This is a genomic window from Bacillus sp. SYZHCR11, assembly GCF_057196865.1.
On sequence record NZ_JBXUND010000003.1, the window covers coordinates 443,788 to 469,196 of the forward strand.

Below are 25,409 nucleotides of genomic sequence, written 5' to 3' on the forward strand. Positions count from 1 at the left end.
CTTTACTCTATACGTGTAGGACAAATTACACATTAAATGCAGGGGGAATTCAGGAAATGAAAAAAAACAAATGGATGCTTACGCTTCTGATGGCTGCTGTTATGATTGTTGCTGCAGCATGCGGAAATGCAAAGGAAAGCGGCAAGACAGACAGTCAATCTGCAAGTGAGGATAAAAAAGCATCAGGTTCTTTAACCATTTCTGGTTCATCAGCCATGCAGCCGTTAGTACTGGCAGCGGCGGAAAAGTTTATGGAAAAACATCCGGATGCTGATGTGCAGGTGCAAGCGGGAGGTTCAGGAACAGGACTTTCGCAAGTGTCTGAAGGGGCAGTGCAAATCGGCAACTCAGATGTCTTCGCTGAAGAAAAAGAAGGCATTGATGCGAAAGCCCTAAAAGACCACCGAGTAGCGGTAGTGGCGATGGCGGCTGCGGTCAACCCCGGTGCGGGCGTAAAGGATATAACCAAAAAACAGCTGACAGACGTCTTTACAGGTAAAATTAAAAACTGGAAAGAGCTTGGCGGTAAAGATCAAAAAATTACACTCGTGAACCGTCCTGATTCATCTGGAACACGCGCTACGTTCGTCAAATATGCTCTTGACGGAGCAGAGCCTGCAGAGGGCATTACAGAGGATTCCTCCAATACAGTCAAAAAAATCATTGCGGAAACGCCGGGAGCAATCGGTTATCTGGCATTCTCTTATATAAACGATGACAAAGTAACGCCTTTATCGATCGGAGGCATCAAACCGGAAGAGAAAAACGTCGTCACAGGCGAGTATCCGATTTGGGCTTACGAGCACTCTTATACGAAAGGTGAAGCGTCAGGCCTTACAAAAACGTTTCTTGACTATATGAACAGCGATGAAGTACAGAAAAGTATCGTAAAAGATCAGGGCTACATTCCGATCTCTGATATGAAAGTCACACGTGACGCAAACGGCAAGCAAAGCTGAGGGGAGGGCGGGCTCCCCGCCTCTTCTTCTTTATAGGAGTGTAAACAAATGATAAATCACAGAGAAAAAGAGTCTGTAAGCGAACGCTTAATAAGCTCAAAACAAAACAGGCAATTGGATGAAGTCCGCGGAAGGGTGATTGTGTCTGTGTGTGCCGCGATTATCATTGCGGCATCAGCGGCGATCACAATTTTCCTCGGCATAAAGGGGCTGCAATCTTTTTTTGTAAATGGTGTAAGCCCGATTGAGTTCTTAACAAGTCTGAATTGGAATCCAACCCAGGCAAAACCTGAGTTCGGCGCGCTGCCTTTTATTTTCGGATCATTTGCGGTCACGATTCTGTCCGCTCTGATCGCAGCGCCCCTCGGTATTGCGGGTGCCGTGTTTATGACGGAAATTGCGCCGACTTGGGGAAAAAAGGTGCTGCAGCCGGTAATTGAGCTGCTTGTCGGCATTCCGTCCGTCGTTTATGGATTCATAGGTCTTACAGTATTGGTTCCGTTTATCGGCTCTTTTAAATCAAGCGGAACGGGTCACAGCCTTCTGGCGGGGACGATCGTACTCTCGGTAATGATTCTGCCGACTGTTACATCGATTTCCGCTGATGCGCTTGCGTCACTTCCGAAACACCTTCGCGACGGTTCATATGCGCTTGGTGCGACGAGGTGGCAGACAATCAGAAAGGTGCTTATCCCGGCGGCGTTTCCGACATTGCTGACCGCTGTCGTGCTCGGGATGGCAAGAGCGTTCGGAGAAGCACTCGCCGTACAGATGGTTATCGGAAATACAAAGCTTCTGCCGGAAAGCCTGCTTGATACGGCGGGAACATTAACGACGATTATCACGTTAAACATGGGCCATACCACATACGGCAGTATTGAAAATAATACGTTATGGTCTATGGGGCTTGTTCTTCTCATCATGTCGTTTCTGTTTATATTGCTCATACGCTACTTGTCATCTAGGAGGAAAGTGTAATGAACCGGAAAATAACGGATAAATTGGCCACCGGTGTATTCGGGTTATGCGCCGCTGTAATCGCGGCGATTTTGGCAGGATTGTTTTTGTACATTCTTATTCACGGCGTCTCTGAAATCTCCTTGCGTTTTCTTACGTCAAAATCAAGCGCCATTGCCTCAGGCGGCGGAATACGGGATCAGCTTTTTAACTCTTTTTACATTCTGTTTATCACCATGCTGATCACGATACCGCTTGGTGTGGGGGGCGGCGTCTTTATGGCTGAATATGCGCCCCAAAATAAAATCACTGATTTTATCAGAACGTGTATTGAGGTGCTGTCTTCGCTTCCGTCCATTGTCATCGGGATGTTCGGCATGCTGATGTTTGTAAACCTGACCGGATGGGGCTACACGATTATCGGGGGCGCGCTCGCATTAACGGTCTTTAACCTTCCCGTTATGGTCCGGGTGACAGAAGGCGCGCTCACTGCAGTCCCTAAGGAGCTGAAAGAAGCTTCTCTCGCTTTAGGCGTATCGAGATGGCATACCGTCAAAACGGTGCTGATTCCGAGTGCGATTCCTTCAATTTTAACCGGAGCCATTCTGGCATCAGGAAGAGTATTCGGAGAAGCGGCCGCATTGTTATTTACAGCGGGGCTGACAACGCCGCGGCTGAACTTTACGGATTTGAACCCGTTTTCTGAATCATCTCCTTTCAACATTTTCAGGCCGGCTGAGACGCTGGCGGTTCATATATGGAGTGTCAATACGCAGGGAATCATCCCTGACGCCGAAGCGATTGCAAACGGCGGCTCGGCGGTGCTGGTGATTTCGGTTCTCTTGTTTAACCTTTCTGCGAGATGGCTCGGGTCTGTCATTTATAAAAAGCTTACGGCAAATTAATCGGAAAGAGGCGAAAACATGATCGATCACATCATCAGGGAACAAGCGGAACAGACAAAGCGTTTGCCGGAGTCTTCGATTTTGGAAGTGAAGCATTTATCAATTTATTACGGTGACAAACAAGCGGTAAAAGATGTAAACATGAATATTGAAAAACATGCGGTGACGGCTCTGATCGGTCCGTCCGGCTGCGGGAAATCAACATTTTTGAGACAGATTAACAGAATGAACGATGCCATTGCTTCGGCGAGAAGTGAGGGAGAAATCCTTTATGAAGGGCTGAATATTTTGGGTGAAGCGATTAATGTCGTGTCTCTCAGACGGGAGATCGGTATGGTGTTTCAAAAACCGAATCCGTTCCCGAAATCCATTTACAATAACATCACACATGCGCTGAAGTATGCGGGGGAACGCAGAAAAGCCGTTTTGGATGAGGCGGTCGAGGAAAGCTTAACGAAGGCGGCGCTTTGGGATGAAGTCAAAGACCGGCTTCATTCATCGGCTCTGTCGTTATCAGGCGGCCAGCAGCAGCGCCTTTGTATCGCCCGTACGCTGGCGATGAAACCTGCCGTGCTTCTTTTAGATGAACCGGCTTCAGCTCTGGACCCTATTTCAAACGCCAGAATCGAGACGCTTTTGACAGAACTGAAAAAAGATTATTCGATTATTATCGTTACGCATAACATGCAGCAGGCGCTGAGGGTGTCTGACCGAACGGCTTTCTTTTTAAACGGGGAAGTGGTGGAATACGGGCAGACAGAACAAATTTTCACGAGTCCTAAAGCGCAAAAGACAGATGACTACATTAACGGAAAGTTCGGATAGGGGGAAGGACTGTGAGCCTTGTGAAGGAAGCGGTGCACACACAGAATTTATTTGATATTCACGGCATGAACGTATGGTACGGAGCCCATCAGGCTTTAAAAGACATTACGATCGGTTTTGAGGAGCGGAAGGTAACTGCGATCATCGGTCCGTCCGGCTGCGGGAAATCCACTTTTATTAAAACATTAAACTTAATGCTGCAAATGGCCCCGAATGTCAAAGTGACAGGCGACATGATCTATAACGGGCGCAATCTGCTGAAGGAAAAGACGGATGCGGCAGAATTAAGAAAACAGATCGGTATGGTGTTTCAAAAAGGAAATCCGTTTCCCCAGTCAATATTTGAGAATGTCGTGTACGGTCCGAGAATTCACGGCGAAAAAAATAAAAAGAAACTGCTTGAAATCGCCGAGGAATCTTTAAAAGCAGCTGCGCTCTGGGATGAAGTGAAGGATCGCCTTCACCAACAGGCGCTTTCACTGTCAGGCGGTCAGCAGCAGCGGCTGTGCATCGCAAGAGCGCTCGCCACCAAACCGGACGTCCTTCTGATGGATGAACCGACGTCCGCTCTTGATCCCGTGTCCACGCGGAAAATAGAAGAGCTGATTTTGACATTGAAAGAAAAGTATACAATCGTCATTGTGACTCATAACATGCAGCAGGCTGCGAGGGTCTCTGATCAAACCGCGTTTTTCTATATGGGCGAACTGGTGGAGTGGGGCGATACGGGCAAAATATTTTCTCAGCCAGATCATCAAAAAACACATGATTATATCACCGGAAAATTCGGATGAAAAAAACGGGCCCGGCCATTAACCGGGTCCGTTTTATATGTCTATTAAAAAAGCCTGCCGGCCGTATCCATCTGAATGGACGATGCCTGCAAGCTTTTTTAGCGGGTTAATGTTTTGACGATTTTTTTAAAGCTCATATCTGAATCGACTTTGAAATGGCCGGCGCGGATTTCTTTGTGGTAGCCTGCGTCAATGACGTAATCATTGAAGTCTTTCGCTGAAGGAATAATCCCTTCTTTTTCAAGAATGGATGACACATCAGCAGTGCTCATTCCGTCTTTAATCGTCAGTTTGTATGTTACTTTTTTCTTTTTGGCGTCTGTGTTTTGGTCGTTGTTTAACGATTTTTCTTTAGAATCAAGCAGTTTTTGATAGTCATCCCGGTTGACGGAGACTTTGTGCTGATCGTCGAGGTAGCTGTTTACTTCTTTTTCTGTCAATGCTGTTTTTTCGGTTTTAACGGCGGCTGCCTGGTCATGGTCAGTCAAATAGAAGACAGCGGCGAGAACGGCCGTCGCTAAAATCATGCCTGCTGCAAAAGCCTGAATGCCCCGTTTTGTCATACGAGCACCTTCTCATTATCTTTAATAATGGTATTGACGTCCTCGACAGACACGTGCTCCGCTTTTGCGATGGCTTCCGCAGACATTCCGTTGTTATATTTTGAAATGATTTGTTTGGCGATTTTTTGGTTAATGCCGCTGCTTTTGGCTTTGCGGATCACGAGGTTGGTTTCCAGCAATTCTTCTTCAAGCACCGTCATTTTCTTTTTCAACTTGTAAATTTCCTGCATGGCGGAAAGCTGAAGCGTTTCTAGCTCCTGTTCCACGTCTTTCATCGGATCTCTTTGAGAATATGAGAATGCAATAAGCGCTATACTGACGATAAACAACGCAATAATAGCAATTTCCACGTTTCATCACCTTCTATTATTAATTTGCCCTTCTTTTTTATACCATAAAACGCCGCCATTCTAAAGGAAATAGAGAAAAAAACGGAATTTTGTCGGAAAATCTTTTTTACTCGGGGAGCAAACGGTTATTTCTCTATAGATTTCGTATCAGAAAGCCCTTTTTTGTCCTGTTTCGTCATATTTTGCCTTCTTCTGACGCAAGCTCATTCAGAGGATCAGAAGCGTAAACTGATGTTTTCTGCACTTAAACAACATTTCATGTAAATCAGCTCTAGCATTCTGTCCATTATAGTGGTATTATATATAAGTCTGAATAAGTAAATGATATTTAGTTTGGAGGGAAAATAATGCGCGTTAATATTACTTTGGCTTGCACTGAATGTGGTGAGCGTAACTATATTTCTAAAAAGAACAAACGCAACAATCCGGACCGCGTTGAATTTAAAAAATATTGCCCACGTGATAAAAAATCTACGTTACACCGTGAAACAAAATAAGCTGTTTAACACAGCGGAAAAAGCTGGAGCTTTCAATAAAGTTCTGGCTTTTTTGTCTTTCAGGGAGGTTTGAGAAACGTGAAAGCACAAATCAGAACCGATATAAAAGCAAAGCTTTCTGACATGACAGAAAGTGAATGGGAGAAAAAATGCCGCAGCATGCGTGAAACGCTGTTTTCTTTAAAAGAATGGAAACAGGCCCGCGTGATCGCCGTTACCATCTCGACACGCCTGGAAATTCCGACACGGCCGATTATTGAACAGGCCTGGCAAGAGAAAAAACAAGTCTGTATCCCAAAATGCTTTCCGCAGACGGGAGCAATGGAGTTCCGTACATTTTCTGCGTATGATCAGCTGGAAACCGTATATGCGGGCCTCAGTGAACCGATCGAGAGTCTGACGGAAAAAGCCGCCCAAAATGACATTGACCTTGTGATTGTGCCCGGCGTGGCTTTTGACCGGGAAGGCTTCAGAATCGGATACGGCGGAGGATATTATGATCGGTACCTGTCCGGTTATAAAGGCCGTACCGTGTCGCTTCTCTTTGACTGCCAGCTGACAGACCGCATTCCCCGCATGCCCCACGATATTCCGGTCGATATGATCGTGACTGAATCCGAAACCATCGCTTAATCGCATAAAAAACTTTTTGCACCGGAATAATTCTCGCTGTTTGACAAACGATAGGGGCAGGAGGGATAAGATGAAAAAATTGTTGATCTACTCATTATGCGCCGTATCTGTTTTAGCCGTTTACCAAAACCGCTACCGTCTGATGAACAGCGTGCTCAGCCAGCCGGGGATCAGACGGACATTCATTCATTTCTTTTTAAAAATACCGTTTATCAGAAACAAATTCATTCAGCAGGCATTTTAAACAAATCCCGTTTTTTAAGCGGGATTTTTTGCATAAGAAAACCTGCCGGTAAAAAACGGCAGGTTTTCTCGTATTGTCAGCTTTTTTTCAGGAAACCGAGCAGAATTGAGATCATAGGAGAAATGTACAGGAAAAAGGTAAACGGCAGGTAGTCGACGACGGAAACCCCTAATGCGCTTGCCATAAAAGCGCCGCTTACTCCCCAGGGAATCAGCGGGTTGATCAATGTTCCGCCGTCCTCAAGCGACCGCGCAAGGTGAATCCGCTTAATGCCGAGCTTGTCATATAAAGGTTTATAAGATTGACCCGGAATTAAGATCGACAAATACTGCTCACCTGTCGCAAGGTTTACGCCTATACTTGAGAAGACGGTCGCCATGACAAGACGTCCTTTCGTATGCACGCCTTTTATCAATCCTTGAAGCAGCGCCGCGATCAGGCCCGTTTTTTCCATCAGGCCGCCGAGCGCAAAGGCGATCATAATCAGAGAGACTGATCCCATCATCGATTGGAGCCCGCCTCTGTTGATAATGCTGGCCACAGCCTGGTCGCCGGTTTTAAACGCCGTCCCGCTTTGCAGGGCGGATATAAATCCTTGAATGCTGCTGTCAGGAATAAAAACAGCAGTCAGAAGCCCTGCGGAAATAATACCGGCGGTAAGCACCGGAATCACGGAAACCCGTCTCACAGCTAAAATGATCACCAACAGAGGTGAAAGAAGCGACCAAGGCGTAACGTGCACGGCCTCTTTTATTCCGGAAATGACCGCCTCAATATTTTGCGTTGAAGCGGCATTTATTGAAACAGATGAACCGAGAATATAAAAAAGAACGATCGTGATCAGCAGTGCCGGAACGGTAGTGCCCATCATATGGCGAATATGCTTAAAAATCGGAATTTCGCCGATTCCGGCGGCAAAATTCGTCGTGTCGGACATCGGTGACATTTTATCACCGAAACAAGCTCCGCAAATGACTGCTCCCGCCGTCCATTCGAGCGGAACTCCCGCCGCGCTTGCTACCCCTAACAGCGCGACGCCGATTGTACTGACAGTTGTCAGACTTGAGCCGACAAGCGTGCTGATAATCATGCAGGAAAATAATGCGGTCAAAAGCAGCTGACTCGGCTGTATAATTGACAGAGCGTAAACGGTGACGGTGGGAATGGCGCCGCTGTACATCCAGGCGCCGATCAGCACACCGATCAAAGCCAGCACGATAATCGGCTGCACACCGTTTTTCAATCCGCTGACAATTCCTTTTTCAAGACTGTCCCACGAGAAACCGAGCCATAAACCTGCCAGAGACAGAATAATGACGCAAAAGAACAGCGGCATATGCGGCTCTGTATGAAAGAAAAACAGGCAGGAAATAATGACTGCTAACATCAAGACAAATAAACTGATGGCTGAGATGAACGTCAGCCTTTTTTCTTGTTTCAAAACAACACCCCATCAAACTTTAATCCTTTTGTGCTTTTGGGCACGAAAGTATTGTAACAGAAAAACGCATAAATGAGTGTTTTTTTACAATTGTGAATATACAATTTATGAAAATAATACAAGGATATTTTCTCCAATCGTTTTTTGCTTGACGCCCGGATCAGTGATGAAATACGCTTATACTAAGAAGAATAGAAATGGTGAAGAAGATGAATTCATTTTATGACGTGCAGCAGCTGTTTAAGTCATTCGGACATATCGTTTATTTCGGTGACAGACAAGCCGAAATTGACTTTATGAAAGATGAATTAAAGGAAATGTACTTGTCAAACGTGATTGAAAGAGAATTATGGCAAAAAGCCGCCGGAGTTCTTCAGAGAGAATCGGAGCGGATCAAAGACAGATAACACAGCAGGATTTTAAATAAGAAAAGGAGATTATTATGGAAGATACATGGTTTGCGGGGATTGATCTTGGCGGAACAACCATCAAGCTGGCCTTTATCAACATGTACGGTGAAATTCAGCATAAATGGGAAGTTCCGACCGATAAATCAGGAAACACAATTACGGTCACGATCGCCAAAGCGCTTGATCAGAAGCTGGAAGAACTGAACAAGCCGAAACGGATCGTAAAATGGATCGGAATGGGAGCGCCCGGACCCGTGGAAATGGCGACAGGAATGGTCTATGAGACGACAAATATGGGGTGGAAAAACTATCCGCTGAAAGACCATCTCGAGGCGGAAACGGGTATTCCGGCCGTCATTGAAAACGATGCCAATATCGCGGCGCTCGGAGAAATGTGGAAGGGTGCAGGTGACGGGGCCAAAGATGTCATTTTAGTGACGCTTGGAACCGGAGTCGGCGGAGGCATCATCGTCAACGGAGAAATCGTTCACGGTAAAAACGGGGCCGGCGGAGAAATCGGTCATATTTGCAGTATTCCGGAAGGAGGAGCTCCGTGCAATTGCGGAAAATCCGGCTGCATCGAAACGATTGCGTCCGCAACCGGCATCGTCCGCATCGCGAAAGAAAAGCTTGCGGCGGTTTCCGACTCTTCGCTCTTACAAGTGCGCGATCTGACGGCACGTGACGTGTTCGAAGCGGCTAAACAGCAGGATAAGACCGCGCTTGAAGTCGTCGATTATGTCGCAAAACATTTAGGCCTCGTGCTCGGAAATCTGGCAAGCGCCATGAATCCGACGAAAATCGTGCTCGGCGGAGGCGTGTCTAAAGCGGGGGAAATCCTGCGGTCAAAAGTGGAAGAGACCTTCAAAATCACCGCGTTCCCGCGTTCTGCGGAAGCGGCCGATATTTCGATTGCGGCACTTGGAAATGACGCCGGAGTCATCGGCGGGGCGTGGATTGCCAAAAATGAATGGCTCAAACATCAAAACTGCTGAAGAAAGTCTGCCTGCCCATATCGCGGGCGGCTTTCTTTTTTTATCTCCCCTGTCATATAGTTTTTAAAAAAGGGGGATGAACATGGCGGGAATTCGTGTCAAACCTGAATTGAAACAGCATATGAAAGATATTGCAAAGGTGCTTTCAATTGATGAAAAACTGTTGAAAGCCGCTGATAAAACGGCGGAAAGCGATGAATTATTTTGTCCCGGCTTTGCCGTGAGCGGGCAGTCAGAGGGTCCGCCGCTTGAGACGCTGAGCGGGCTTTCGCGATACATCCGGCACTGTGAAAGCGTTCTTTCCGCTGATCAATGGGTGAAGGAAGAAAAGGTGTACGGCTCCGAATCGGTTTATGAAGAAATTGAGAAAATAACGGATGTCTTTCCGTTTGTCACATGCCGTAAAATCGGCAGTTCCGTATTGGGAAAGCCGCTTTATGAGCTGAAAATAGGTGCGGATACGGCCGAAAGAAAAGTCCATGTAAACGCCTCATTTCATGCCAATGAATGGATCACCACCTCGGTCGCGCTTAAATGGTGTAAAGAATATTGCGCGGCATTATGCGAAAATAAAACCGTTTTCGGGCAGTCTGTGCTTGATATATTCAGCCGGACATCATTGTCATTCGTTCCGCTCGTAAATCCCGACGGTGTTGATCTCGTACTTTACGGATGTGAAGATTTATCAGAAAAAAATGAATTCCTCAACGAATTAAATGAGCGCCGCCCGGATTTCCGCGAATGGAAGGCGAATATAAACGGTGTGGATTTAAATAAACATTTCCCATCCAATTGGGATATTGAACAAAGGCGCAAACCGAAAGCCCCTTCATACCGTGATTTTCCGGGAACGGCGCCGCTCACTGAACCGGAGGCGCAGGCGATGCACCGGCTGATAACGGAACAGCCGCCTGACCGGCTGATCGCGCTTCATACGCAGGGAGAAGAGATTTACTGGGGATACGAAGGATGTGAATCGGAGCAATCATCCCAGATGATTCGGGAGTTTGAAGCGATAAGCGGAAACCGCTATCAAGGCGTTAAAACCATTGACAGCCATGCCGGTTTTAGGGATTGGTTTATACAGCAGTATGGAAAAGAGGGCTATACCATTGAGCTCGGGAAGGGAAAAAACCCTTTGCCTTTTCATCAGTTTGCTGATATTTATCAAGCGACGGAAGGTATTTTGTGGAGGTCGCTTGTTTTTTGAGACATCTGTGAAATTTCTCATTTGTTTACATAAACAAATATGGGACAATAGAAAAGAATGGAGGGAAGGCTGATGAGATACTTGGTTTGTGTTCTGCTGTCCGCATTCGTTCTGTGTTTAGCGGCCTGTGAACCATCTCATCAGCAGCAAGACACAGGCGTTTCGGCAAAATCGGCAGAACAGAAAATCGTTCCGCTCAGTAAAAAGGAAGCGGAAAAAACGGAAGGATGGCTGGATAACAGAACAATTCTGTATACAGCACATCATCAGCTGATGAAATATGATCTTTTCAGCGGAAAATCCGAACGGCTCTATGAAACAAAGGGCAATATTGTCAATGTAAAGATCAGCCGGAAAAAACAGCTGATTCTCGTACAGGTGACAAGCAGCGGTCAGACTGAGCTTGTGCTTATGAACAAGCAGGGGAAAAGACTTTATCACAAAGCCTTTAACTCTTATGAGCTGGAGACGGCTTGGAATCCGTATGACCCGTATCAAATGATGATTACCGTTTTTACTGAAACATGGGACTTCACAGCCTATACGGCCGATATGAACAACGGCATTTTAAAAAAGAGTCCCGTTCAGGCCCCTTTTGTCCATTGGACCTCCACTGATGAATTCCAATATATCAAGCAAGGAAAAACGGAGGAAGAGGGTCCTTTATATTCTTATGACTTGCAGACGAAAAAAGAAAAAAGAGTGCTTCATCACGTCATCTGGACTGATTCCCGCCCGGGCATGACGATTGCCGTCAGACCAACGGATCAATCGGACGGAGACGGCGAGTTCCTTTTCCAAAAGCCGGCATCCGTGACACACCGCTTTCCTCTCCAAAAAAAGTATGAGAGCTTCGCGCCGATGGAATATGATTACGATCAGACACACAAGCGGTTTTACATATTTAAGCCTGAAGGCCGCTCTTACAATCTGATCAGCTTTGACTTAGGAGACGAACGGGAGCGGACGGTGCTCAAAAACACGGAAATGGAGCCGATTCAGATCTCTCCGAACGGGGAATACGCTTTATACGGCTTTACGTATGACCGTCTGATATCACTGAAAACAGGCATGACAGAACCAATCATAACAAATGAAAAAGGAGTTTGAACCAAATGGCAATTGCAGATGTCACAATCATTCCGATCGGAACAAAAACACCGAGCGTCAGTGAGTATGTAGCGGATGTGCAAAACATTTTGGAGGGTTACAAAGCTGCCGGCAAAATCAAATTTCAGCTCACGCCGATGAACACGTTGATTGAAGGTGAGCTGAGCGACTTATTCGCAGTCATTCAGGATATTCACGAAGCCCCGTTCCAAAAAGGGCTGCACAGAGTGGCGACAAATATCCGCATTGATGACAGACGTGATAAAGAAACGACGCTGGAGAGCAAAATCAAAAGTGTCAGCAAACATTTGCAGCAATAAAAAATAAGCCTGTATCCATTGGATACAGGCTTTTAATGTGCAGTCGGATAGCCGCTGGTTACAACGGTCATTACGGTAAACCAGCCAAACACACCCAGGGTGGCGGCGGCTAACAAAAATCCCAGGATATTTCTCTGTCTGACAGCCCGCAGGACTCCTAATACAGCTAATAATGCGACAAGGCCGAAGATTATAACAAGTAACATCATGCTCCTCCTTTGTCATTGGAACCTGAAAATCTTTCCATTTCATTTTAACCGTTTTCATTTTGTTTGTCGATAGCGTTTTCCCGGCCGCATTCATTGAATCTTCCGCAGAAAACCTTCATAATAAGGGCATATACATAAAGAGGTGATGAAAGTGAAATGGAGACGAATGCCGGCCGGGCCGATTCAGGCAAACGCGTATTTTCTTGTCAGTGAGGATCAGTCCTGTCTTATTTTTGATCCGGGCGGGGAAGCGGACAAAATCAACAATTACATAAAAGAAAACAATCTGAAGCCGCTGGCCATCTTACTGACGCACGCCCATTTTGACCATATCGGCGCACTTGACGAAGTAAGAGACAGATGGGATGTTCCCGTCTATCTTCACAAAAAGGAAGAAAAGTGGCTGGAGGACTCTTCCTTAAACGGATCAGGCATATTGCGGGGCATCGCCGTAACGGCACGGCCCGCCGAACGGCTCATCGAAGGCGACGGCATTTTGGACATCGGGCCTTTCCATTTGGAGACATTGTTTACGCCGGGACATTCACCGGGAAGCGTTTCTTATTATGTGAAGGACGCGGATCTGGTGATTTCAGGTGATGTGCTCTTTCAGGGAGGCATCGGCCGAACTGATTTACACGGCGGAAGTCAGGACGTATTGCTTGATTCCATTCATCAAAAACTGCTCACGCTTCCCGGACATACACTTGTATTAAGCGGGCACGGGCCGGAAACGGACATCCAGACAGAGCAGGAGCGAAACCCGTTTATCAATGGTTTTTCACTGTAAATGAAAAAAGACAGACCATAATCGGTCTGTCTTTTTCTGTTCAGTGGGTTCCGCCGCCCGGTGTCATAATAAAAATAGAGTAGTATGTAAATCCGGCGAAAAATACGGTTAAGTAAGCTCCGAAAATATAAATATACATCCGCTCAGTCAGATTCAAATAAGAAAGAAATACGAAAAAGATCGTCTGTCCAAAAAACAAAAGAGAAGCGTCTTTCATGCCCCCTAGAAAAAACATGACTGCAAATATCCCCGTCCAAAATCCTAACACCCGGAACATGCGATTCATTCCTTATCCCCTCCCGAGAGTCTATCTGAAGTTTATTATAATAGATCGGCACTCAAAATGTAAACATTTTCATGATTATATTTATTGTGGAATTTATGTCTTTCCCTGTGTTTTATATCTTATGCCGTTCTCTAAAAAAGATCCGAAAAATCTTTTTGAAATACGTTTAGGGAAAAAAAGTTCAGGGTACTTATGTTAACAAAGAGACGGATTATCCGAGGGAGGAATTTTTAAAAATGAAAGAACTTATTTTTTATTCATACCCGAGCTGCACATCATGCCGAAAAACGAAACATTGGTTAAAAGCCCACAATGTTGACTTTCAAGAGCGACATCTATTCCGGGAGACACCGACAATTGATGAATTGAAACAGATCTTATCATTAACGACCGAAGGAATTGATGAAATATTGGCGACGAGAAGCCAAACATTTAAAAACCTTAACCTCAACATTGAAGAAATGACTGTAAATGAAGTGCTGAAGCTTTTGACTGAGAAGCCGAAACTGCTGCGGCGTCCGATTCTGATCGATCGCAATAAGCTCGTTATCGGATACAATCCGGGAGAACTGATGAAGCTGACGAAGAAAAAAACGGTACATCAATCTGTATCATAAGAGAAAAACGAAGATCCGCTGATCAAATTTATCAGCTAATCTTCGTTTTTTGCGGTTGCGGGACTGGGCTAGCTGGATTCGAACCAACGATCACGGAGTCAAAGTCCATTGCCTTACCGCTTGGCTATAGCCCATCAGATGTAATTACAGTATGTGCGTCCGGCGCCGATTTATACATACAAAGTAATTTGAATGGAGGAGACCCGTGAAACATTTGAATGAAACATTATCTCGAACCTTAATTGAAGAATCAGGTGAAATCACACGCCAGTGGCTGCTCATACCAAAATCGGGGCGGCCTTCAGATGATCAGAAAGCGGAAATGCAGCACCGTCTGTTAATTGAAATCGTTGCCGGCATTTTATCGGAAAAAGAAGGCGGAGAAGAGGAGCTGACAAAGTGGGCGCTTCAGTTCGCAAGGGACCGGGCCGTCCATGAAGTACCGGTCTATGAAAGCGTCACGAGCTTTAAAGAATTCCGGAGATTGGTCTGGAACCGCATACAGACATGCTGCGAAACGATGTCTGAGAAGCCCGAGGCGAATGCGGTATTCCATTGGGGAGAGAAGCTGAACAAAGCAATTGACCATATGATTGAAGTATTTACAGAGGAATATTATAAAGTGACGGTTACACAATTAAACGCCCAAAAGGAAATGATTAACGAACTGAGCGCGCCGATTATGCCGATTGCCGCCGGTATTGGAATTTTGCCGCTTGTCGGCGAAATTGATACCTACCGGGCAAAAATGATTTTGGAATCGGTGCTTGACCAATGTTCTTCACTCCGGCTTTCTTATTTATTTTTAGATATATCAGGTGTGCCGATTGTGGATACGATGGTCGCTTATCAGATTTTCAAAGTGATTGACAGCACAAAACTTCTCGGCATAGAAACGACAATCTCAGGCATCAGGCCGGAAATCGCGCAGACCGTCGTGAAGCTCGGCATCGATTTTTCTCAGGTGAAAACGGAGCAGAGTCTGGCGAAGGCGCTGGCAAAAAACGGATTTATCGTAAAAGAATCATTAAGATGATAAAAAGCTGAATGGCCGGGAGGGATTTCTCCCTCAGCTATTCAGCTTTGTCAGCTTCAATCGTCATGATATGATGGCTGTCGATTTCTTTTACCGTAAATGTGTAGCCTTCAAAATCAATGGTGCTCCCGGGCTTCGCGTCAATATGCTGAGTAAGAAACCAGCCCCCCAGTGTATCGACTTGATCAGCCGTAATCTCTGTTCCGAGTAAATCATTGACGTCACTGATCAGCAATTTGGCGTTCAGGAGATAGCGGTTCTTCCCAAGCTTTTGAACGGAAGGTGTTTCGTCCGTATCAAATTCGTCGCGGATTTCGCCGACGATCTCTTCAATGATATCTTCCGCCGTTACTAATCCCGCGGTTCCGCCGTACTCATCAATGAGAATGGCCATATGGGCGTGTTCCCGCTGCATTTTAACGAACAATTGATAAATCGGAATCGTCTCAATCACATGGATCGCCGGCTGAATGTAAGGGCTGAGTTCGTGTTTTGCAAACGCCGCTCCTTCTGACAGGAATCTGAATAAAACTTCTTTTATATTGATGATGCCGACTACATGATCTTTATCTCCTTTTACGACGGGATACCGGGTATATTTATTTGTTTTGATAATGTCCCGGAGCATATGTCCCGATCCGCTGTCTAACGGCAGGCTCACCATTTCATTCCGGGGCACCATAATTTCTTTGGCAGTGCGCTTATCAAATGTGAAAATGTTATTTACGTAATGCAGCTCACTTTTTTTGATCATGCCGCTTCGATAGCTTTCGGCAAGGAGCACCCGCAATTCCTCTTCCGTATAAGCCATTTCATGTTCGGAAGCAGGCTTCAAGCCGAACATGGCTGTAATCAGGCGGGCGGAATGATTGAGCAGCCAGATGAACGGAAACATTAACTTATAAAACAAAATCATCGGTCTGGCAGACAAAAGTGTAATCCGCTCGGCTTTTTGGATAGCAAAACTTTTCGGGGCGAGTTCGCCGATGACGACATTCACATATGTAACCAGCAGAAAGGCGATGATCAATGACAGTACTTGGGCAACCGCTTCGTGAACTCCGGTCTTTAAAAATAACGGCTGAAGCATTGCTTTGACTGTCGGTTCACCCAGCCAGCCGATCCCCAAAGCGGTGACGGTGATGCCCAATTGGCACGCCGATAAATATTCATCGAGGTGTGTAATGACATGCTTGGCTGCTTTTGCTCCTTTTACATCTTCCTCAATGAGCTGATTAATACGGGAGCGCCTTGCTTTAACGATTGAAAACTCTATGGCGACAAAACACGCCGTTAATAATATAAATAGTACGATGGCGGATAGTTTGATGATATACAATGTAACGCCTTCCGCGAAGGAAGGCTTGCACCTCCCTTTTTTCGGAATAATACCACTGTAGAAAGCTGCTCAAACATCGAACCTGGTTTAGCCCGCCTCATTTACGGTAATAAAACAAGAAAGCGATACTGGAGGATGACAAGAGATGAAGGTACATTCGGGTGCGGACTGGCTGTGGTACCAGCTCGGTCCGCATGAAAAAACGGAAGCGAAAAAAATGATCCATCACAATCACTGGCCGCAATGCGAAAAGTGGTTTGAACATGAAAATCATATAAACTTTCTGCGCTCAGATACAAATGATCAGAATAATGAAGCGGTTTTCGGATCTTTAATCTATCATCAAGGATTAGATGATGAAAAAAACCATACCGTATTTCACTTTTATATTACGAGAGACTTCTTTTTTACGATTAATTTTGATTTTTCGCTGCTGCGCGGTGTAAAAGAAAAGCATGCCACACAGCAGATTCAAACCTGTGAAAATCCGATTGAAGGCTTTTTTGTTCTGTTGGGAGAGCTGATGAATTCCTATCTGATCGGACTGGATGAATTTGAAGTCAAGCAGCGGACGCTGAAATGGCAGATTCATGATGACAACAGCAAAGGAATCTTGGAAAATGTGCATAAACTGCGCCATGAGCTGTTCATTTGGAAAGGCCTTACACTGGGGGCTAAAAAAGTGGAAATGGCTTTAAAAGAAGCGTTTCTTCCGAAAAATGACAGGCAGAAAGATTACCTCAGAGCTCATCATAAAATGGAAAGAGGGATTACATATATCAATGAGTTTGATCAGGAACTGAGCAATCTGCTGCACGCCGAGGAAGTCATTACTTCCCAAAGAGGAAATGAAATTGTGAAAGCCTTGACGATCTTTACAACTCTCTTTACACCGATGACGGCGCTTGGAGCTCTCTGGGGGATGAACTTTGATAACATGCCGGAGCTTCATTGGAAATATGCGTATATCTGTTCCATCGTGCTCATTATTGTATCAACCCTGCTGATTTATATTTATCTGCGGCAGAAAGGCTGGACAGGGGACATTTTGAGGGAGCATCAAAAAAAATATTTGCGGAAAGAAAAGAAACGCTAAGAAGAGCAGGCACAGGCATACGCCTGCTTTTTTGATGGCTGAAAATGGCCGAATGGTTCCGGATTTGATTCAGTAAATCAATGTCAGGGGGCTTATTTTTTATTTTTTTGCGTTTTACACAGTGTAAAACGCATAATCTCTCCTTTGCCGGCTTTTGTGTATCTGATTTACAATACGTGCGGAAGGAGGGAAGTCTTGTGAAAAATATTGAAACATACAGCAGGAACATCATAAACGAGGCCTATACGGCAAGGGCTTCAGATATACACATTGTGCCGAGAGAAAAGGATGCTTTCATTCATTTTCGCATCGGCCATGCTCTTGTGAAAAAAAGAGTCTTAAAAAAAGAGGAATGCGTAAGGCTTATTTCTCATTTCAAGTTTTTATCGGCCATGGATATAGGAGAAAGACGTAAGCCGCAAAACGGGTCATTGTCTCTGCCGCTTCCGACGGAAACCGTTCATTTGAGAATGTCAACCTTGCCGACAATGAATGATGAAAGTCTTGTCATCAGGCTTTTGCCTAAGCGGCAGATTCCCCCTCTGGATAAACTGTCCTTATTTCGGGGGGCGGGCGCCGCACTATTGTCCTTTCTGAAGCATTCGCACGGCCTGCTTCTCTTTACCGGCCCGACCGGCTCTGGAAAAACGACCACTCTTTACTCGCTTGTCAACTATGCAAAACGGCATTTCAACCGGCGGATTGTCACGCTTGAAGACCCCGTAGAAACAAGAGATGAGGATGTGTTGCAAGTTCAGGTGAATGAAAAAGCCGGAGTCACATATTCCGCCGGTTTAAAAGCGATTTTAAGACATGATCCCGATATGATCATACTAGGGGAAATCAGGGATGCCGAGACGGCTGAAATCGCAGTCCGCGCGGCCATGACGGGACACCTCGTTCTTTCAAGCCTGCATACAAGAGATGCTAAGGGCGCCATATACAGGCTGCTGGAGTTTGGGGTGAACATGACAGAAATTGAACAAACCGTCATTGCCATTGCCGCTCAGCGTCTGGTTGATTTAACATGTCCGTTCTGCAAAGAGGAAAGCTGTTCCGTGTACTGCCGGATGTACAGGCAGACCCGCCGTGCGGGCATTTATGAACTGCTCTACGGGAAAAACCTCACCCAATGCTTTCAGGAAGCAAAGGGAGAGCACGCCAATTTTCAATATCAGACGCTCCGCAGGCTGATCAGAAAAGGAATCGCGCTCGGCTATGTCACAACCGACAATTACGATCGGTGGGTGTATCATGAAGCGGATTAAACGAACCTGGCCGTTGAAGGATCAAGCGGCTTTTTTGAAAAGGCTCGGTGAAATGACGGAAAAAGGATACAGTCTGATTGAAGGGCTCAGACTGCTGAAACTCCAGCTGCATAAACTTCAGCTTGCAGAGCTGACGGACGGAATCCGCCGGCTGAGGGAAGGTGATGCGTTTTACGAAGTGCTTGAGGCACTGTCTTTTCATAAAGAAGCCGTCTCTATCTGCTATTTCGCAGAGAAACACGGAGAATTGCCGGGGGCGATGAAACAAAGCGGCGAATTATTACAGAGAAAGCTCATGCAGACGAATCAAATCAAAAAAATGCTCCGGTATCCGATGTTTTTAATTTCTTCCGTCTGTGTCATGTTTTATATCCTGCAAAGTTTAATTATTCCGCAGTTTTCTGGGATTTATCAATCAATGAATATGAATACATCCGGTGCGACTGCTTTCATCTTTGCATTTTTTCGGCATTTTCATGAAGCCTGCGCACTGGCGCTGTCCGCCGCTTTCTGCTTGTTTTTGTACGTTTGGTTCTTATGTAAGAAAAAATCCCCGCAAGATAAAATGCTCATTGTTGTGAAAATACCCCTCTTGGGAAAAGCGGCCGTTCTTTTTAACAGCTACTTTTTCTCTTTACAGCTCAGCAGTCTTCTGAAATCCGGCCTTTCTATCTATGACAGCTTAACAGCTTTTAAAGAACAATCTTTTCTGCCTTTTTATCGTGAAGAAGCAGAGATGCTCATTACACGTCTGAAAGCCGGAGAAACCATAGAATCCGCTCTTTCCGGGCATCCGTATTATGAAAAAGATCTTGCGGCTGCAGTCAGCCACGGACAGGCAAACGGCCTGCTTCACCGCGAACTTTATACGTACAGCCAGTTTATGATGGAGCGTCTTGAACAAAACGCGGCGAAGTATACCGGCATTCTCCAGCCTGTCATTTACGGTGTTGTGGCCGGTATGATTTTAATTGTCTACATGTCAATGCTGATGCCGATGTACCAGATGATGAACCAAATGTAAGGGAGTGCTTCGTCTGAAAAATCAAGATGGATTTACTTTAATTGAAATGCTGATCGTTTTATTTATCGTTTCCATTCTGCTTTTAATCACCATTCCTAACGTTACAAAACATAATCAAAGCATTCAGCATAAAGGCTGTGAAGGACTGCAGAATATGGTGAAAGCCCAAGTGACGGCGTACGAAATCGACCATGAAGGTAAAATGCCGGATATGAACGATTTACAATCAGAGGGGTATATCAAAAAGAATACAGCCTGCCCGAATGGTAAACAGATCTTAATTAGTGGCGGAGAAGTTACAGTTGAACAATAACAGGCGGACAGAAAACGGGTTTACCCTTCTTGAAAGCCTGGTTGTGTTAAGCCTGGCGTCCGTCCTGCTGACGGTTTTGTTCACGACGGTTCCGCCGGTCTGCACCCACCTTGCCGTGCGGCAAAAAACAGAACAGCTTCAAAAAGATATTCAGCTTGCGCAGGAAACGGCTATCGCAGAACATAAAAGAACAAAAATCACTTTTCTTCCAAAAGAGCATAAATACAAACTGCAGTCAGGCGGTAGGATTGTTGAGCGTTCTTTTGATTCGCTTCACATTACACTTGTGACTTTACCGGAGAGCCTTGAATTTAACGAAAAAGGCCATCCGAATTCGGGAGGAAAGATTCGATTGAAGAGCGCCGGGTTCACCTATGAGATCACAGTTTACTTAGGGAGCGGAAATGTCCATGCTAAACGGAAATAAAGGGTTCTCTACTATTGAAACACTATCAGCAATGGCCATTTGGCTGTTCCTTATGACGTCTATCATTCCGGTCTGGACGGGCATGCTGACAGATGGTCTGAAAATAGAAGATCGCCAGGAAGCGTACCAGCTTCTTCAGAAACATATCAGCACTTATATGATGACCGGAAAAAAGCCGCCGTCTCCCGGTGTGAAGTGGAAGGAGGATGGTGAGTATTACAAAGTGTGTGCGGCTGACCGCGGCGAAAAAGAAATGTGCCTCAGCATTCTCAAAACAGACTGGCTTTACGCTTCTTAATGTTTTGTTCTCCTTGGCAGTCTGTCTTTTCCTATCAGGCACCCTGGGCCCGATTTTACATCTGTTTTTATCAAACCGGACCGATAACGGCGGATTAGACAGCCGGGAGCATCAAATTGCCGTTCAGCAGATCATGAACGAATGTAAACAGGCTGAGACTGTGAAGCCGGCCGACGGCGGGCGGGCGTTAGCATGCCGGAAAACAGGGGGCGAAGAAGTGCGTTTTGAAATTTATCATAAGATGATAAGGAAAAGAGTAAACGGAAAAGGCCACGTGCCGATCCTGCAAAACGCGGCATCATTAACGGCTGATGTGAAAAACGGCCTGCTCTTATTAGAGATCTTAAGCGTTACAGGTAAAAAGAATCAGGCGGTCATTCCGGTTTACAGCTCTTTAAAAGGTGATTAAATGTACAAATCTGACGGTTTTATCTATCCCGCGGTTCTGTTTGTTTCTGCCGCAGTTTTACTTGTCATCAGCTATACTTCATCTGATTTCATCACCCGAAAAACATTTGCGAAAGAGGCCGGGGAGTACTGGATCGGAGAGAATCTGCTCCAAAACGGCGCGCTGCTGTCAAGCCGCCATATGACACAGGGACAAAAGGTCCAAACTGGTATACAGCGTTTTCCGTACGGAACTGTTTCCTTCCGCATCACCGGGAGTGATCGCCGGGAAACGGTTCAGGTTACAATTCAGGCCGAAACAGTGTCAGGCACGAGACGGGAGGCTCACCTTTTGTTCGATCAGAAGAAGAAACAGCTGATTCAATGGACGGAAGTATAAAAAAGAGGCGGCGGGACAACACTTCATAGTAAAGACAGCACTATGAGGTGAGAGCCGTGAAAACAAATGATTATGTAAAATATATGACTGAGCAATTCGTTAAATATTTCGATACGCCGAAACAGGAACGGAGAGAGCGAAAAGAAGTGCGGAAAGAAAAGAAAGTGCCGGCTTCTCAGCACTGGTTCGGAATATTGCCGTACAGTTTTAAGCTGTGGATGCAGCGGAAAAAATAAAGCGAATCACACGAAAGGTCCTCCTGTATCAGGAGGGCCTTATTGGTATTCCTCAATGACGGCAATTTTATTTACCTTTTGACTGTAGGGATTAAAAGAAATCGTAACAAACACACCAAATTCTTTTGCGCCATCCCGCAATGTCAAGTGGTATTGTTTGACTGCTTCGTCCGTTCTTTTCCGGTCCCACACCTTTTGAATAAATAACGTTTGGGCGAGCGGATATCTTTTTTTAGCTTCTTTTTCTGCTAACTTTTCCCATTTTGATTTATGGTGAACAGCATAATAAGGCACCGTTTCCGCCTGAGCTGTTCCTGAAACCCCGAAAACAAGAAGAGAAAGGCAAATCAGACTTTGTGTGATCATCATTCTTCGTCCTTTCGCTGTATATACTTTCCATTTTGTGCTAGGCACCTCGTTATTTTCTCACGTTTTATTAAAAAAATTCCAAAAAGGTGTGTAATTTGAAGCAAAACGATGTTTTTGAAAGATACCATTCTCAAAAACGAACAAATTGACCGATTTTGACATTTTTCAAGACGATAATCCTTGATTATACTTTGTTCATGAAGTTCTTTAAAGAGAACGGTTGTCATATTTATTAACAGTTTTTACAGGGGGTAAGGCATGTTCCGATTGTTGCGAATGGAAAAAAAGGGAAAGGTGAGATGGCGGATGATGCTATTTTTACGGCTTTCGTTCATTTTTTGCCTGTCCGTGACGATATGTGCTCAGTTCACAGGTGATACAAGTTCCTCCTTCAATGATGTGAAAAGCTTCAGTCTCCCGGTTCAAACGTGCGGAGATTTTCAATATACGGATGACGATTGCCGTTATGACGAACGCTGGGATCAGAGTGATTTACATATAACAAATCAAACTGATACGTCAGGCACCGTGTGTGCGCCGCTTCAACTCTATGCCGAGCTGGAGAATAAGGGAAAAGAGCGGACTGTTTCTGACTGGAAATGGGAGCTCCATAAAATCACTTCTCAGCAGCAGCCTTTACGAAACGGCAATGTTGTGGATAAAGGGCTTATTACTGATAAAAAAAGCAAAACGATTTATAAAATTGAGTCAAAGCGGTCTTTGCAGCCGGGCATATACGCATTCAAGATTTACAAGCCTGAAGGGTATCCGGCGGACGAAGAACAATTTGAGTGGTCAAAACCGATGAAACTCGTCAAATGCCGGGAACAGGCAACCGTTTCCGATCTGAAGAAAACGGAGAAAGAGCCGGCTGAGCCGGTAAAAGAAAGCGGGGAAGAACATGAAAAAAACGCTGAAACTGATCAGTAATATTTTGTATGCCGTCATCTTCAGCCTGATTATTGTGCTGACGTTAACGGTGATTTCGACCCGGGCTTCCGGGGGGGAGCCGGCCATCTTCGGCTATACGCTGAAATCCGTGCTGTCGGGTTCAATGGACCCGGAATTTAAGACGGGTTCGCTCATAGCGGTAAAGAAAATTTCTGACGTAAATGACTTAAAAAAAGGGGATGTGATCACCTTTACGCAAGATGACGGAACAGCCGTCACACACAGAATAATCGGGATCACAAAAAAGGACGGGAACCTGCTGTTTGAGACAAAAGGGGACCATAATGCCGCCCCGGATGCCGCCCCCGTTCAAGCTGAAAAAGTGGCGGCCCAGTATACGGGATATCAGCTTCCGTATGCGGGGTATGTCATACATTTGGCAAGCCAGCCGATCGGAACGGCGATTCTGTTAATCGTTCCCGGCGTCATGCTTTTGATTTACTCAATAACAGTCATCGTCAGCGCCCTCCGCGATATTGAGCGGAAAACGAAAGCGCTGGAAGAACATGCGAAAAAGGGAACCATCTCCACATGAATACGGTTGCAACCTGGCGACAGGATTTGATAACAAAAAATAAAAAGTAAGGGGAGTACAAACATGGGTATGAAAAAGAAATTAAGCTTGGGCGTTGCCTCTGCCGCACTCGGTTTAGCATTAGTAGGAGGAGGCACATGGGCCGCATTTAATGATGTGAAGTCGACGGACGCTACATTTGCGTCAGGAACACTTGATTTATCGGCTAAAGAACAATCAGCCAATGTCAATTTGTCAAACTTAAAACCAGGTGATAAATTGACGAAAGATTTTGAATTCAGAAACAACGGTTCACTTGCCATTAAAGAAGTGCTGATGGCTTTGAATTTTACTGACTTTAAAGGAGCTAAGAAAGGAAATGAATCTGCGGAAGATTTCCTCAGCCAGTTTGAAATTACGGTTCTGACAGTCGGTAAAGAAGGGGGCAACGGCTATCCTAAAAATATCATTTTAAAGGCGGCCAGCCTGAAAGACTTATACTTAATGTCAACAAAGCAGGATAAAGCAGCTGCCGAAGCGATCAGCAAGCACATTGATCCGAAATTCCTGAGCGAGAGCGGAAAAGTCAATGTGGCAACCATTAACGGCAAAACAGCTCCTGAGTACGACGGAGTTCCGAAAACGCCTGCTGATTATGACCAGGTGAGAATGGAAATCCAATTTAAAAATGACACCGCAAAAACTGCGGACGGATTAAGTGTGCAAAACAAGTTCCAAGGCAATGCGATTTCTCTTCAATTCTCTTTTGAAGCCACGCAATGGAACGGCTTGACCATTAAGAAAGATCATACGGATAAAGACGGTTACGTCAAGGAAAATGAAAAGGCTCACAGTGAGGATAAAAACTAATCCGAAAGTCGGACAGTTAAAAGAGGAGTTGTGCACATATGGCGGCACTACTCCTCTTTTTGCGCTTTTCTCCATTTTTGATAATCTAAAAATTCACGAAATTGTTTTTTTGATACCCCGGATGTCATCGCATCGCGAACTAATTTCTCCCATTCACTATCTAATTGACCATCGTATTCGGTTTCATGTTTTTCATCAAGTAAAGTATGAACCGAGACGTCCAGAACAGCGGAGACTTTTTCGAGAAATTGAATGGAGGGGTTCGTCTGTAAATTTCGTTCTATTGAGCTTAAATAAGACTTCGCTACCCCAGCTTTTTCAGCTAGTTCTGATAGTGAGTAGCCTTTTTCTTTTCGGTATTGTTTAATACGCTGGCCAATCAATGTCATCACCTTCCTTGTGATATTATAGCACATTCAGAAAGGATTTACGGTATGACTTCTGGCTGCCTGGATATGTTGAGAAGACTTTTTATGCGAAAGCAGGTATTTGCGTATTTCTTCTAGGCTGATATTTGCTTTTTGGGCTTCTAATATCAGCTCAACCCATTCCTTATCTAATTGCGAAAATTCCATTTTTGCATTTTTCATGCATTTTCTCCTCCTAAAATACTTGTTTATGTATTTCAGCCAATCCGCCCATGACCTTATCTTTACATGTCTGGAAGTGATTCATCGCATGCGAAACGCCAGAAATTTTTTCTATATACTTTTATTATAATATAGAATTTCCAGAAAAAACGGGAAAGGTGTCGAATGGATAACGC

37 protein-coding genes and 1 tRNA gene are annotated in these 25,409 nt (G+C 45.2%); 28 read left to right on the plus strand and 10 right to left on the minus strand.

The window, feature by feature from the left end; all coding sequences use genetic code 11:
* Positions 1 to 56 precede the first annotated feature (56 nt).
* The 5 genes from AC2CGA_RS14060 to pstB (AC2CGA_RS14080) are packed head-to-tail and all read left to right on the plus strand — an operon-like array spanning position 57 to position 4,440.
* Positions 57 to 959 carry a phosphate ABC transporter substrate-binding protein gene (locus tag AC2CGA_RS14060; RefSeq protein WP_003153032.1) on the plus strand — a complete coding sequence of 301 codons (903 nt, stop codon included), beginning with the start codon at positions 57 to 59 and terminating at the stop codon, positions 957 to 959.
* 48 nt (positions 960 to 1,007) lie between these two features.
* Positions 1,008 to 1,937 (plus strand): phosphate ABC transporter permease subunit PstC, encoded by a 930-nt coding sequence (gene pstC, locus AC2CGA_RS14065; protein ID WP_003153034.1) that lies wholly within the window; start codon positions 1,008 to 1,010, stop codon positions 1,935 to 1,937.
* Entirely contained in the window at positions 1,937 to 2,821 is an 885-nt protein-coding gene (pstA, locus tag AC2CGA_RS14070; protein ID WP_003153036.1) for a phosphate ABC transporter permease PstA, read from the plus strand. The genes pstC and pstA overlap by 1 nt, the downstream gene beginning before the upstream one ends.
* A gap of 18 nt (positions 2,822 to 2,839) precedes the next feature.
* Entirely contained in the window at positions 2,840 to 3,646 is an 807-nt protein-coding gene (pstB, locus tag AC2CGA_RS14075) for a phosphate ABC transporter ATP-binding protein PstB (protein ID WP_003153038.1), read from the plus strand.
* 11 nt (positions 3,647 to 3,657) lie between these two features.
* Positions 3,658 to 4,440, plus strand: coding sequence for a phosphate ABC transporter ATP-binding protein PstB (pstB, locus tag AC2CGA_RS14080; RefSeq protein WP_003153040.1), 783 nt, complete (start codon positions 3,658 to 3,660; stop codon positions 4,438 to 4,440).
* Positions 4,441 to 4,538: 98 nt separating this feature from the next.
* Here pstB (AC2CGA_RS14080) and AC2CGA_RS14085 read toward each other — a convergent pair whose 3' ends face one another.
* The gene (locus AC2CGA_RS14085; protein WP_003153042.1) at positions 4,539 to 5,003 is read right to left on the minus strand and encodes an endolytic transglycosylase MltG; all 465 of its coding nucleotides are present in this window, start codon (positions 5,001 to 5,003) and stop codon (positions 4,539 to 4,541) included.
* A complete protein-coding gene (locus AC2CGA_RS14090) occupies positions 5,000 to 5,353 on the minus strand; it encodes a hypothetical protein (RefSeq protein WP_003153047.1) in 354 nt (117 codons plus the stop codon). Before AC2CGA_RS14090 ends, AC2CGA_RS14085 begins: the two co-directional genes overlap by 4 nt.
* A gap of 347 nt (positions 5,354 to 5,700) precedes the next feature.
* Between AC2CGA_RS14090 and rpmG the strand changes: the two genes are divergently transcribed.
* From rpmG to AC2CGA_RS14105, 3 genes are all read left to right on the plus strand, one after another.
* Positions 5,701 to 5,850, plus strand: coding sequence for a 50S ribosomal protein L33 (gene rpmG, locus AC2CGA_RS14095; RefSeq protein WP_003153056.1), 150 nt, complete (start codon positions 5,701 to 5,703; stop codon positions 5,848 to 5,850).
* A 78-nt stretch (positions 5,851 to 5,928) separates the two neighbouring features.
* Positions 5,929 to 6,483 carry a 5-formyltetrahydrofolate cyclo-ligase gene (locus tag AC2CGA_RS14100; protein ID WP_015387997.1) on the plus strand — a complete coding sequence of 185 codons (555 nt, stop codon included), beginning with the start codon at positions 5,929 to 5,931 and terminating at the stop codon, positions 6,481 to 6,483.
* A 70-nt stretch (positions 6,484 to 6,553) separates the two neighbouring features.
* Complete coding sequence (locus AC2CGA_RS14105) at positions 6,554 to 6,727, plus strand: hypothetical protein (protein ID WP_003153061.1); 174 nt, start codon at positions 6,554 to 6,556, stop codon at positions 6,725 to 6,727.
* A 76-nt stretch (positions 6,728 to 6,803) separates the two neighbouring features.
* Here AC2CGA_RS14105 and nhaC read toward each other — a convergent pair whose 3' ends face one another.
* On the minus strand, positions 6,804 to 8,168 hold the full coding sequence (gene nhaC, locus AC2CGA_RS14110) for a Na+/H+ antiporter NhaC (RefSeq protein ID WP_003153063.1): 1,365 nt from the start codon (positions 8,166 to 8,168) through the stop codon (positions 6,804 to 6,806).
* A gap of 197 nt (positions 8,169 to 8,365) precedes the next feature.
* On the opposite strand from nhaC, the gene AC2CGA_RS14115 reads away from it, so the two are divergent.
* The 5 genes from AC2CGA_RS14115 (at position 8,366) to AC2CGA_RS14135 (ending at position 12,213) form a co-directional block, all read left to right on the plus strand.
* The gene (locus tag AC2CGA_RS14115) at positions 8,366 to 8,575 is read left to right on the plus strand and encodes a YqgQ family protein (RefSeq protein ID WP_025852938.1); all 210 of its coding nucleotides are present in this window, start codon (positions 8,366 to 8,368) and stop codon (positions 8,573 to 8,575) included.
* Positions 8,576 to 8,610: 35 nt separating this feature from the next.
* On the plus strand, positions 8,611 to 9,573 hold the full coding sequence (gene glcK / locus AC2CGA_RS14120) for a glucose kinase GlcK (protein ID WP_017418148.1): 963 nt from the start codon (positions 8,611 to 8,613) through the stop codon (positions 9,571 to 9,573).
* Between the two features lie 82 nt (positions 9,574 to 9,655).
* Positions 9,656 to 10,783, plus strand: coding sequence for a M14 family metallopeptidase (locus tag AC2CGA_RS14125; RefSeq protein ID WP_139885319.1), 1,128 nt, complete (start codon positions 9,656 to 9,658; stop codon positions 10,781 to 10,783).
* 72 nt (positions 10,784 to 10,855) lie between these two features.
* A complete protein-coding gene (locus AC2CGA_RS14130; protein ID WP_139885318.1) occupies positions 10,856 to 11,893 on the plus strand; it encodes a YqgU-like beta propeller domain-containing protein in 1,038 nt (345 codons plus the stop codon).
* Between the two features lie 5 nt (positions 11,894 to 11,898).
* Positions 11,899 to 12,213, plus strand: a complete 315-nt coding sequence (locus tag AC2CGA_RS14135; protein ID WP_003153073.1) for an MTH1187 family thiamine-binding protein — start codon at positions 11,899 to 11,901, stop codon at positions 12,211 to 12,213.
* A gap of 32 nt (positions 12,214 to 12,245) precedes the next feature.
* Here the strand turns inward: AC2CGA_RS14135 and AC2CGA_RS14140 are convergent, their stop codons facing one another.
* Positions 12,246 to 12,419, minus strand: a complete 174-nt coding sequence (locus AC2CGA_RS14140) for a DUF2759 domain-containing protein (RefSeq protein ID WP_076984120.1) — start codon at positions 12,417 to 12,419, stop codon at positions 12,246 to 12,248.
* A 154-nt stretch (positions 12,420 to 12,573) separates the two neighbouring features.
* On the opposite strand from AC2CGA_RS14140, the gene AC2CGA_RS14145 reads away from it, so the two are divergent.
* Positions 12,574 to 13,212 (plus strand): MBL fold metallo-hydrolase, encoded by a 639-nt coding sequence (locus AC2CGA_RS14145; RefSeq protein WP_025852931.1) that lies wholly within the window; start codon positions 12,574 to 12,576, stop codon positions 13,210 to 13,212.
* Between the two features lie 40 nt (positions 13,213 to 13,252).
* Here the strand turns inward: AC2CGA_RS14145 and AC2CGA_RS14150 are convergent, their stop codons facing one another.
* Positions 13,253 to 13,498, minus strand: a complete 246-nt coding sequence (locus AC2CGA_RS14150) for a DUF2626 domain-containing protein (protein ID WP_003153078.1) — start codon at positions 13,496 to 13,498, stop codon at positions 13,253 to 13,255.
* A gap of 236 nt (positions 13,499 to 13,734) precedes the next feature.
* On the opposite strand from AC2CGA_RS14150, the gene AC2CGA_RS14155 reads away from it, so the two are divergent.
* A complete protein-coding gene (locus tag AC2CGA_RS14155; RefSeq protein ID WP_003153079.1) occupies positions 13,735 to 14,115 on the plus strand; it encodes a Spx/MgsR family RNA polymerase-binding regulatory protein in 381 nt (126 codons plus the stop codon).
* Between the two features lie 63 nt (positions 14,116 to 14,178).
* Here the strand turns inward: AC2CGA_RS14155 and AC2CGA_RS14160 are convergent.
* Positions 14,179 to 14,249 (minus strand) — tRNA-Gln (locus AC2CGA_RS14160).
* A 71-nt stretch (positions 14,250 to 14,320) separates the two neighbouring features.
* Between AC2CGA_RS14160 and AC2CGA_RS14165 the strand changes: the two genes are divergently transcribed.
* Entirely contained in the window at positions 14,321 to 15,151 is an 831-nt protein-coding gene (locus AC2CGA_RS14165; protein ID WP_032856863.1) for an STAS domain-containing protein, read from the plus strand.
* A 37-nt stretch (positions 15,152 to 15,188) separates the two neighbouring features.
* Here AC2CGA_RS14165 and AC2CGA_RS14170 read toward each other — a convergent pair whose 3' ends face one another.
* Entirely contained in the window at positions 15,189 to 16,490 is a 1,302-nt protein-coding gene (locus tag AC2CGA_RS14170) for a hemolysin family protein (protein WP_043867288.1), read from the minus strand.
* Positions 16,491 to 16,635: 145 nt separating this feature from the next.
* Between AC2CGA_RS14170 and AC2CGA_RS14175 the strand changes: the two genes are divergently transcribed.
* The 9 genes from AC2CGA_RS14175 (at position 16,636) to AC2CGA_RS14215 (ending at position 21,939) form a co-directional block, all read left to right on the plus strand.
* The gene (locus AC2CGA_RS14175) at positions 16,636 to 17,586 is read left to right on the plus strand and encodes a magnesium transporter CorA family protein (RefSeq protein WP_003153082.1); all 951 of its coding nucleotides are present in this window, start codon (positions 16,636 to 16,638) and stop codon (positions 17,584 to 17,586) included.
* A gap of 197 nt (positions 17,587 to 17,783) precedes the next feature.
* The gene (gene comGA, locus AC2CGA_RS14180) at positions 17,784 to 18,854 is read left to right on the plus strand and encodes a competence type IV pilus ATPase ComGA (RefSeq protein ID WP_043867287.1); all 1,071 of its coding nucleotides are present in this window, start codon (positions 17,784 to 17,786) and stop codon (positions 18,852 to 18,854) included.
* Positions 18,841 to 19,878, plus strand: coding sequence for a competence type IV pilus assembly protein ComGB (gene comGB, locus AC2CGA_RS14185; RefSeq protein WP_043867286.1), 1,038 nt, complete (start codon positions 18,841 to 18,843; stop codon positions 19,876 to 19,878). The genes comGA and comGB overlap by 14 nt, the downstream gene beginning before the upstream one ends.
* Positions 19,879 to 19,882: 4 nt before the next feature.
* The gene (gene comGC, locus AC2CGA_RS14190) at positions 19,883 to 20,191 is read left to right on the plus strand and encodes a competence type IV pilus major pilin ComGC (protein WP_003153087.1); all 309 of its coding nucleotides are present in this window, start codon (positions 19,883 to 19,885) and stop codon (positions 20,189 to 20,191) included.
* Positions 20,181 to 20,618 carry a competence type IV pilus minor pilin ComGD gene (comGD, locus tag AC2CGA_RS14195; RefSeq protein WP_043867285.1) on the plus strand — a complete coding sequence of 146 codons (438 nt, stop codon included), beginning with the start codon at positions 20,181 to 20,183 and terminating at the stop codon, positions 20,616 to 20,618. Before comGC ends, comGD begins: the two co-directional genes overlap by 11 nt.
* The gene (gene comGE, locus AC2CGA_RS14200; RefSeq protein WP_015388003.1) at positions 20,602 to 20,916 is read left to right on the plus strand and encodes a competence type IV pilus minor pilin ComGE; all 315 of its coding nucleotides are present in this window, start codon (positions 20,602 to 20,604) and stop codon (positions 20,914 to 20,916) included. Before comGD ends, comGE begins: the two co-directional genes overlap by 17 nt.
* Positions 20,917 to 20,929: 13 nt before the next feature.
* Entirely contained in the window at positions 20,930 to 21,325 is a 396-nt protein-coding gene (gene comGF, locus AC2CGA_RS14205; RefSeq protein WP_015388004.1) for a competence type IV pilus minor pilin ComGF, read from the plus strand.
* Positions 21,326 to 21,703: a competence type IV pilus minor pilin ComGG gene (comGG, locus tag AC2CGA_RS14210; RefSeq protein WP_015388005.1), complete on the plus strand. Its 378-nt coding sequence runs from the start codon at positions 21,326 to 21,328 to the stop codon at positions 21,701 to 21,703. It abuts the gene before it with no gap.
* Positions 21,704 to 21,759: 56 nt separating this feature from the next.
* A complete protein-coding gene (locus AC2CGA_RS14215) occupies positions 21,760 to 21,939 on the plus strand; it encodes a YqzE family protein (RefSeq protein WP_003153093.1) in 180 nt (59 codons plus the stop codon).
* A gap of 39 nt (positions 21,940 to 21,978) precedes the next feature.
* Here AC2CGA_RS14215 and AC2CGA_RS14220 read toward each other — a convergent pair whose 3' ends face one another.
* Positions 21,979 to 22,308, minus strand: coding sequence for a DUF3889 domain-containing protein (locus AC2CGA_RS14220; RefSeq protein ID WP_003153097.1), 330 nt, complete (start codon positions 22,306 to 22,308; stop codon positions 21,979 to 21,981).
* Between the two features lie 258 nt (positions 22,309 to 22,566).
* Between AC2CGA_RS14220 and tapA the strand changes: the two genes are divergently transcribed.
* From tapA to tasA, 3 genes are all read left to right on the plus strand, one after another.
* Entirely contained in the window at positions 22,567 to 23,238 is a 672-nt protein-coding gene (tapA, locus tag AC2CGA_RS14225) for an amyloid fiber anchoring/assembly protein TapA (RefSeq protein WP_003153099.1), read from the plus strand.
* Positions 23,210 to 23,794 carry a signal peptidase I SipW gene (sipW, locus tag AC2CGA_RS14230; RefSeq protein WP_012117977.1) on the plus strand — a complete coding sequence of 195 codons (585 nt, stop codon included), beginning with the start codon at positions 23,210 to 23,212 and terminating at the stop codon, positions 23,792 to 23,794. Before tapA ends, sipW begins: the two co-directional genes overlap by 29 nt.
* A 63-nt stretch (positions 23,795 to 23,857) precedes the next feature.
* On the plus strand, positions 23,858 to 24,643 hold the full coding sequence (gene tasA / locus AC2CGA_RS14235) for a biofilm matrix protein TasA (RefSeq protein ID WP_003153102.1): 786 nt from the start codon (positions 23,858 to 23,860) through the stop codon (positions 24,641 to 24,643).
* A 47-nt stretch (positions 24,644 to 24,690) separates the two neighbouring features.
* Here tasA and sinR read toward each other — a convergent pair whose 3' ends face one another.
* Both sinR and sinI read right to left on the minus strand, forming a co-directional pair.
* Complete coding sequence (gene sinR / locus AC2CGA_RS14240) at positions 24,691 to 25,026, minus strand: transcriptional regulator SinR (RefSeq protein WP_003153104.1); 336 nt, start codon at positions 25,024 to 25,026, stop codon at positions 24,691 to 24,693.
* A gap of 33 nt (positions 25,027 to 25,059) precedes the next feature.
* Positions 25,060 to 25,233: an anti-repressor SinI gene (sinI, locus tag AC2CGA_RS14245; protein WP_003153105.1), complete on the minus strand. Its 174-nt coding sequence runs from the start codon at positions 25,231 to 25,233 to the stop codon at positions 25,060 to 25,062.
* Positions 25,234 to 25,409: the final 176 nt, after the last annotated feature.

Coding starts and splice junctions, on each gene's coding strand:
- sinI (WP_003153105.1), bottom strand. CDS start 25,233: ATGAAAAATGCAAAAATGGAATTTTCGCAATTAGATAAGGAATGGGTT.
- sipW (WP_012117977.1), top strand. CDS start 23,210: ATGAAAAAAACGCTGAAACTGATCAGTAATATTTTGTATGCCGTCATC.
- AC2CGA_RS14125 (WP_139885319.1), top strand. CDS start 9,656: ATGGCGGGAATTCGTGTCAAACCTGAATTGAAACAGCATATGAAAGAT.
- comGB (WP_043867286.1), top strand. CDS start 18,841: ATGAAGCGGATTAAACGAACCTGGCCGTTGAAGGATCAAGCGGCTTTT.
- AC2CGA_RS14115 (WP_025852938.1), top strand. CDS start 8,366: ATGGTGAAGAAGATGAATTCATTTTATGACGTGCAGCAGCTGTTTAAG.
- AC2CGA_RS14175 (WP_003153082.1), top strand. CDS start 16,636: ATGAAGGTACATTCGGGTGCGGACTGGCTGTGGTACCAGCTCGGTCCG.
- AC2CGA_RS14220 (WP_003153097.1), bottom strand. CDS start 22,308: ATGATGATCACACAAAGTCTGATTTGCCTTTCTCTTCTTGTTTTCGGG.
- rpmG (WP_003153056.1), top strand. CDS start 5,701: ATGCGCGTTAATATTACTTTGGCTTGCACTGAATGTGGTGAGCGTAAC.
- AC2CGA_RS14105 (WP_003153061.1), top strand. CDS start 6,554: ATGAAAAAATTGTTGATCTACTCATTATGCGCCGTATCTGTTTTAGCC.
- AC2CGA_RS14085 (WP_003153042.1), bottom strand. CDS start 5,003: ATGACAAAACGGGGCATTCAGGCTTTTGCAGCAGGCATGATTTTAGCG.
- comGE (WP_015388003.1), top strand. CDS start 20,602: ATGCTAAACGGAAATAAAGGGTTCTCTACTATTGAAACACTATCAGCA.
- pstB (WP_003153038.1), top strand. CDS start 2,840: ATGATCGATCACATCATCAGGGAACAAGCGGAACAGACAAAGCGTTTG.
- glcK (WP_017418148.1), top strand. CDS start 8,611: ATGGAAGATACATGGTTTGCGGGGATTGATCTTGGCGGAACAACCATC.
- AC2CGA_RS14150 (WP_003153078.1), bottom strand. CDS start 13,498: ATGAATCGCATGTTCCGGGTGTTAGGATTTTGGACGGGGATATTTGCA.
- tasA (WP_003153102.1), top strand. CDS start 23,858: ATGGGTATGAAAAAGAAATTAAGCTTGGGCGTTGCCTCTGCCGCACTC.
- AC2CGA_RS14135 (WP_003153073.1), top strand. CDS start 11,899: ATGGCAATTGCAGATGTCACAATCATTCCGATCGGAACAAAAACACCG.
- pstC (WP_003153034.1), top strand. CDS start 1,008: ATGATAAATCACAGAGAAAAAGAGTCTGTAAGCGAACGCTTAATAAGC.
- AC2CGA_RS14130 (WP_139885318.1), top strand. CDS start 10,856: ATGAGATACTTGGTTTGTGTTCTGCTGTCCGCATTCGTTCTGTGTTTA.
- comGG (WP_015388005.1), top strand. CDS start 21,326: ATGTACAAATCTGACGGTTTTATCTATCCCGCGGTTCTGTTTGTTTCT.
- AC2CGA_RS14155 (WP_003153079.1), top strand. CDS start 13,735: ATGAAAGAACTTATTTTTTATTCATACCCGAGCTGCACATCATGCCGA.
- tapA (WP_003153099.1), top strand. CDS start 22,567: ATGTTCCGATTGTTGCGAATGGAAAAAAAGGGAAAGGTGAGATGGCGG.
- AC2CGA_RS14060 (WP_003153032.1), top strand. CDS start 57: ATGAAAAAAAACAAATGGATGCTTACGCTTCTGATGGCTGCTGTTATG.
- AC2CGA_RS14140 (WP_076984120.1), bottom strand. CDS start 12,419: ATGTTACTTGTTATAATCTTCGGCCTTGTCGCATTATTAGCTGTATTA.
- pstA (WP_003153036.1), top strand. CDS start 1,937: ATGAACCGGAAAATAACGGATAAATTGGCCACCGGTGTATTCGGGTTA.